The 4494-nt window shown below is 37.1% G+C and carries 5 protein-coding genes; all 5 read right to left on the reverse strand.

The genetic code is table 11. The features are described from left to right. Positions 1-143 precede the first annotated feature (143 nt). The 5 genes from CDA10_RS16590 to CDA10_RS16610 all read right to left on the reverse strand — a co-directional run bounded on the left by CDA10_RS16590 (position 144) and on the right by CDA10_RS16610 (position 4331). The gene (locus CDA10_RS16590; protein WP_089606638.1) at positions 144-569 is read right to left on the reverse strand and encodes an organic hydroperoxide resistance protein; all 426 of its coding nucleotides are present in this window, start codon (positions 567-569) and stop codon (positions 144-146) included. 220 nt (positions 570-789) lie between these two features. Beyond that, positions 790-1614 (reverse strand): carbon-nitrogen hydrolase family protein, encoded by an 825-nt coding sequence (locus tag CDA10_RS16595; protein WP_089606639.1) that lies wholly within the window; start codon positions 1612-1614, stop codon positions 790-792. Between the two features lie 35 nt (positions 1615-1649). Beyond that, entirely contained in the window at positions 1650-2174 is a 525-nt protein-coding gene (gene gigB, locus CDA10_RS16600; RefSeq protein WP_089606640.1) for an anti-anti-sigma factor GigB, read from the reverse strand. A gap of 113 nt (positions 2175-2287) precedes the next feature. Continuing rightward, positions 2288-3256, reverse strand: a complete 969-nt coding sequence (gene gigA / locus CDA10_RS16605; RefSeq protein WP_089606641.1) for an RsbU family protein phosphatase GigA — start codon at positions 3254-3256, stop codon at positions 2288-2290. 124 nt (positions 3257-3380) lie between these two features. Next, a complete protein-coding gene (locus CDA10_RS16610; protein WP_089606642.1) occupies positions 3381-4331 on the reverse strand; it encodes an MlaA family lipoprotein in 951 nt (316 codons plus the stop codon). Positions 4332-4494 lie beyond the last annotated feature (163 nt).

The following is a 4494-nucleotide window of genomic DNA, read 5'->3' on the forward strand; positions in this document are numbered from 1 at the left end:
AGACATTTTAATTGGTGAATAACAGTTTTATATTTTTTAATATCAATTGTTTGACCAATTTTAAAACATTTATTCATAAAAAAGCCAATTAGAAACTAATTGGCTTTTTTGAGATATAACTATCTGAATTGTTTGTTAAAAAATCAAACAACCACATTCAAAGTCACATCAATATTGCCACGCGTTGCATTTGAATACGGACAAACAATATGCGCAGCATCGACAAGTTTCTGCGCTTCCGCTTGTTCCAAACCTTCTAAATGAATATTTAAAGTTACTTGGATACCAAAACCAGTTGGAATAGGGCCAATACCGACATCACCTTCGATATAAACATCAGGGGTAATTTTTAAGTGATCACGATTCGCAACAAACTTCATAGCACCAAGAAAACATGCTGAATAGCCCGCTGCAAAAAGTTGTTCAGGGTTTGTGCCACCGCCAGCACCGCCCATTTCTTTAGGTACTGCCAATTTAACATCTAAAATACCGTCTGAAGATGTTGCACTACCATCGCGACCACCTGTTGCTTTTGCATGTGCTGTATAAACTACTTTTTCTAAAGACATTTTGATTCCCTGAACATTTTATTGGAATCATTATCCTGTCTTAAATTAAAAAAAGAATAAGCAGTGTTTTTGTAAATTTATACCTATTTTGAGTGTGAAAAGAATGAGTAAATTCTAATTTGTTTGATGAATCATAAAGAAGAAAAGAGCTTTAGTTTAACTGTATTTATATTTAATTTTAATACATGGCAGAATCAATTTCTGAATTGAATTTACAACATTAAAATGTAATAAGTTTACGATGTTGCATGAGTGGCATAGATGCCCGAATAGAATCTTGTTCTTCAAGATCAAAAGGCACAGTAATCAATTGTGTACCTTCAGCATCCGTGATCTCTAAAATCTGCCCACGACTATTCGTAGCACCAGCATGTCCCCAAGTTTGACGTTTCTCACCATGCCAACCTTGTTGAGCTGCACCAAGCACCTGACATTGACTGTCCATTGCACGAGCTTGAAGTAATAGCTGCCAATGCATTTGTCCAGTGGTATAAGTAAATGCAGCGGGAGCAGTTAAAATACGAGCACCTTGAGCACGAAGCGTCAGTGCAAGTTCAGGAAAACGCAAATCATAGCAAACCATTAAGCCGATATTGCCAAAAGGGGTTTTTGCAACAACGGGGTCAGTACCAGGTTCAAAGAATTTAGATTCCTGATATCCGCCCACAGCATCACCCACCTGTACATCAAACAAGTGAATTTTGTCATAACGTGCTTCAGTCCGTTCAGGGCTGATACACAGGCTTACAGTACGTACCCGACCATCTTGAATGATTGAACCATCTGGACGGAACGGGCAAGGCAATGTTCCAGCAACAATCCAAATTTGATATTGCTGTGCCAATTGTTCAAGACGTTTTTGAAACTCTTCAAAACGCTCAGCTGTTTCGCGTTGTTTACCAGCTGCAAAACATACAAAATTTTCAGGAAAAACAATCAAAGAAGCGCCATCTGTTTTACTTTGTTGAATCAATGACTCAATGACACTGAAGTTAGCTTCAATGTCATTTTGAGAATTCATTTGAACAACAGAAAGTAAAGACATGTCGAATCCTTGAAAATATTACTTTGAAATGATGATTAAACGCTTTCTTGATTTGGAGCGCTACATTTCATTGTATCTTGTTGCTTTTCAAGTTGTTTGACCAATGGTTCAAACATATTTTGATTGTTTTCATTAAGTTTCATTAATGTTTTGTGCGCATCGAGAACAGTACATAACATTGAGTTATGCGTTACGTTGTCATCTAGTAACGCTTGTGTGCATACTTGGGAATCACCACAATAATTTAAGATGACAAAAACCTGCCCTAAGCCCATGCTATTGGCTAGAGTAGTAATGTCTGGATTTGTAGACAGCATGACCGCTTGGATATGATGAACTTGTTTAAGCTTTAAGCCTAATTTGGCAAGTATTCCAAGAACTGTGCTATCAATAAATGTGGTTTCGGTTAAATCAACAATAGCGCCAACGACGTTTTCTTGCTGTTCAATCCTCGCCAAAAGTTTGTCTAAGCTTATACAAGACTGGGCTCGCACTTCACCAATAAGTTTGAAGATATGCGTTCCATTCAAGCTTGCATATTCAACATGACCTGTTGACATATAAATGCCATTTGCAGAGAAGGATTGGAAAATTATCACATAGCGCAAGTCTATACTCAAGCATTTGCGTATAGGTTAATAGTCTATATTCGGTTAAAATATTGATTTTTATATTAATTCATTCTTCGAAAGCTAAGAATGGCAATGTCATCTGCAACGTGATCGGGTGCGCGAAATGATTGATTTTGCAAATGGTAGACCAATTGAGCAAATTGTTCATTCAAACCGCCAGTGAACGGCTCTAAAGCACCATCAGAACAAATAATGAACCGAGCATGTTTATTTAAAGTGCATTCAAACTCTTCGACTTCAAGATCTTCAGTTAAACCTAAAGGAAAGCTACTCGTATTTAAAACGCGAGGTGCTTGATTCGGTTCAAAAATAATAGGTGGAGGGTAATGACCTGCACTAGACCAACGCAGTTGATGCGTTTCAAGATTTAAAATACCTGCCAGCATAGTGATATGCTTTTCAATATTTTCTTGAACCAACATACCATTTAATTTTTTAATCAGTTCTCTTGGTGTTTTTGATCGGCCATGAAATGCAGCCATCCAAGAGGTAAGGAGTGAACTGGTCACACCATGTCCTGAAACATCGGCTAAATAGAAAATAATTTCTTTATCGCTAATTTTCCAATAATCGTACCAATCACCAGACAAATAAGCAGATGGTTGAAATAAGGTTTCAACCTTATAATTTTGTAGCTCCATTGGATTAGGAAGGAGTTTTTTTTGTAATTCAGCAGCTGAAGGAAGATCTCGGCTGTCTTGATTACGTTTATATTGAGCATCAATTTTAAATAAAGAATGTTCTAGGTTGGCAGGTAAACGCGTCCAAATCCAACCTGCTAATGCGCCTAATTCCCATGCTTGAGAAAGTTCAGTACCTTCATTTTCTTTGGCAATGACAATAGTTGGTAAAGACCATTGATGTTGTAAGAAGTCATGCACATCAGCAATAGTGATAATCGTCGGATCATAAAGATGAATATCTTCAATGTTAATCATCTGTAAGCTCGGAAGAGCATCTAAGACGTGCTCAAGGCTAGAAATTTGACGACTTGGTTGAATGAAATACATAGAAGAGTTAAATGATCCTAAAATATGAACTGCTGTTGTATCTAGTAGATTTACTATAGATAACTATACTTTGCTAGTAAAACGATACAATTTACTAGCAAATAAGTTTAACAAAATATTGTTGTTAAGGGTTATGACTTGAATCTGTTGTGTCGTCAGAATCTTCATCTACAAAAGATACCGCTTCTTCACCTTTACCTTTTTTCTCGGCAATTTGGAAAGCAAGACGTTGTAAATAGATATCACGAATGGCAGCGTAACGGTCGCCCTGTAATACATCTTCAACTTCTAGAAGGTTAGAGCGGGCATCAATACCACTCCAGAATGTTTGCCCTAAAGCCAGCCCAGTCTGATTGTTATTAGACAGAATGTAAGTCATTGGCTTAGCATAACTTTCAGCAGGATAATCCAATGCGCCACGAAAGGTGCTTGGACCTAATATAGGTAGCATTAAATATGGACCACTTGAAAAACCATAATAACCCAAAGTCATTCCTAGGCTTTCTTCCTCGGTACTTAAGCCCAGACGTCGAGCAGGATCGGCTAAACCTAAAGATGTAACTGTGTTAATGGTAAAGCGACCAAGGCTTTTTGCAGCACGGCTAAAACGACCTTGAGCGAGCTGATTGACAGCATTCCAAGGTTCAGACATATTTTTCTTAAATAAACGATATGAACTACGAACTTCGCTAGGTACTTTTTGTACATATTGAACCGCTATTGGCCGAGCAATGTTACGGTCTAACATATCATTGAATTGGTAAATTTCACGGTTTAGCGGTTGTAATGGATCCTTTACGCTTTCAGGCTGGGCAGCATTAGCATTTACTTTTAAATCTTTAGAATTAACGTTTTTAAGTTCTTTTAATGCTTCAATTCTCGGATGCTTAGTATGCTGTTGATCAACTACAGAGTTTTCATTAGGAATAGCATCCTTAGAAACAGCATCATCATTCATTGCTGTAGATACAGTTTCAACAGGATCTACTTGAGTAGATGAATTTGTTTGGGCAGACACTTGGCTTGCTACACCAATGCTAAGTAAACATACCCATAGTAAAGAATAAGGATGCATAGAATTCCTTGAGGTTTTCTTAATAGTAAAAGTAGTCAATAACAGTATTAACGACATTGAATTATATTCTAACAACAATTATCGCACGTGTATTAAACCAAATTTGATCAAAAAATGTGAAAAAATGTGATTAATGGGTAATAAACAACCAAACGGCACACGA

Origin of the sequence: Acinetobacter piscicola, assembly GCF_002233755.1 — a bacterium.
GTDB classification, from domain to species: Bacteria; Pseudomonadota; Gammaproteobacteria; order Pseudomonadales; family Moraxellaceae; genus Acinetobacter; species Acinetobacter piscicola.

Excerpts from the sequence above, each read along its gene's own strand:
- CDA10_RS16590 (WP_089606638.1), bottom strand. The coding sequence starts at position 569 with ATGTCTTTAGAAAAAGTAGTTTATACAGCACATGCAAAAGCAACAGGT.
- CDA10_RS16595 (WP_089606639.1), bottom strand. The coding sequence starts at position 1,614 with ATGTCTTTACTTTCTGTTGTTCAAATGAATTCTCAAAATGACATTGAA.
- gigB (WP_089606640.1), bottom strand. The coding sequence starts at position 2,174 with ATGTCAACAGGTCATGTTGAATATGCAAGCTTGAATGGAACGCATATC.
- gigA (WP_089606641.1), bottom strand. The coding sequence starts at position 3,256 with ATGTATTTCATTCAACCAAGTCGTCAAATTTCTAGCCTTGAGCACGTC.
- CDA10_RS16610 (WP_089606642.1), bottom strand. The coding sequence starts at position 4,331 with ATGCATCCTTATTCTTTACTATGGGTATGTTTACTTAGCATTGGTGTA.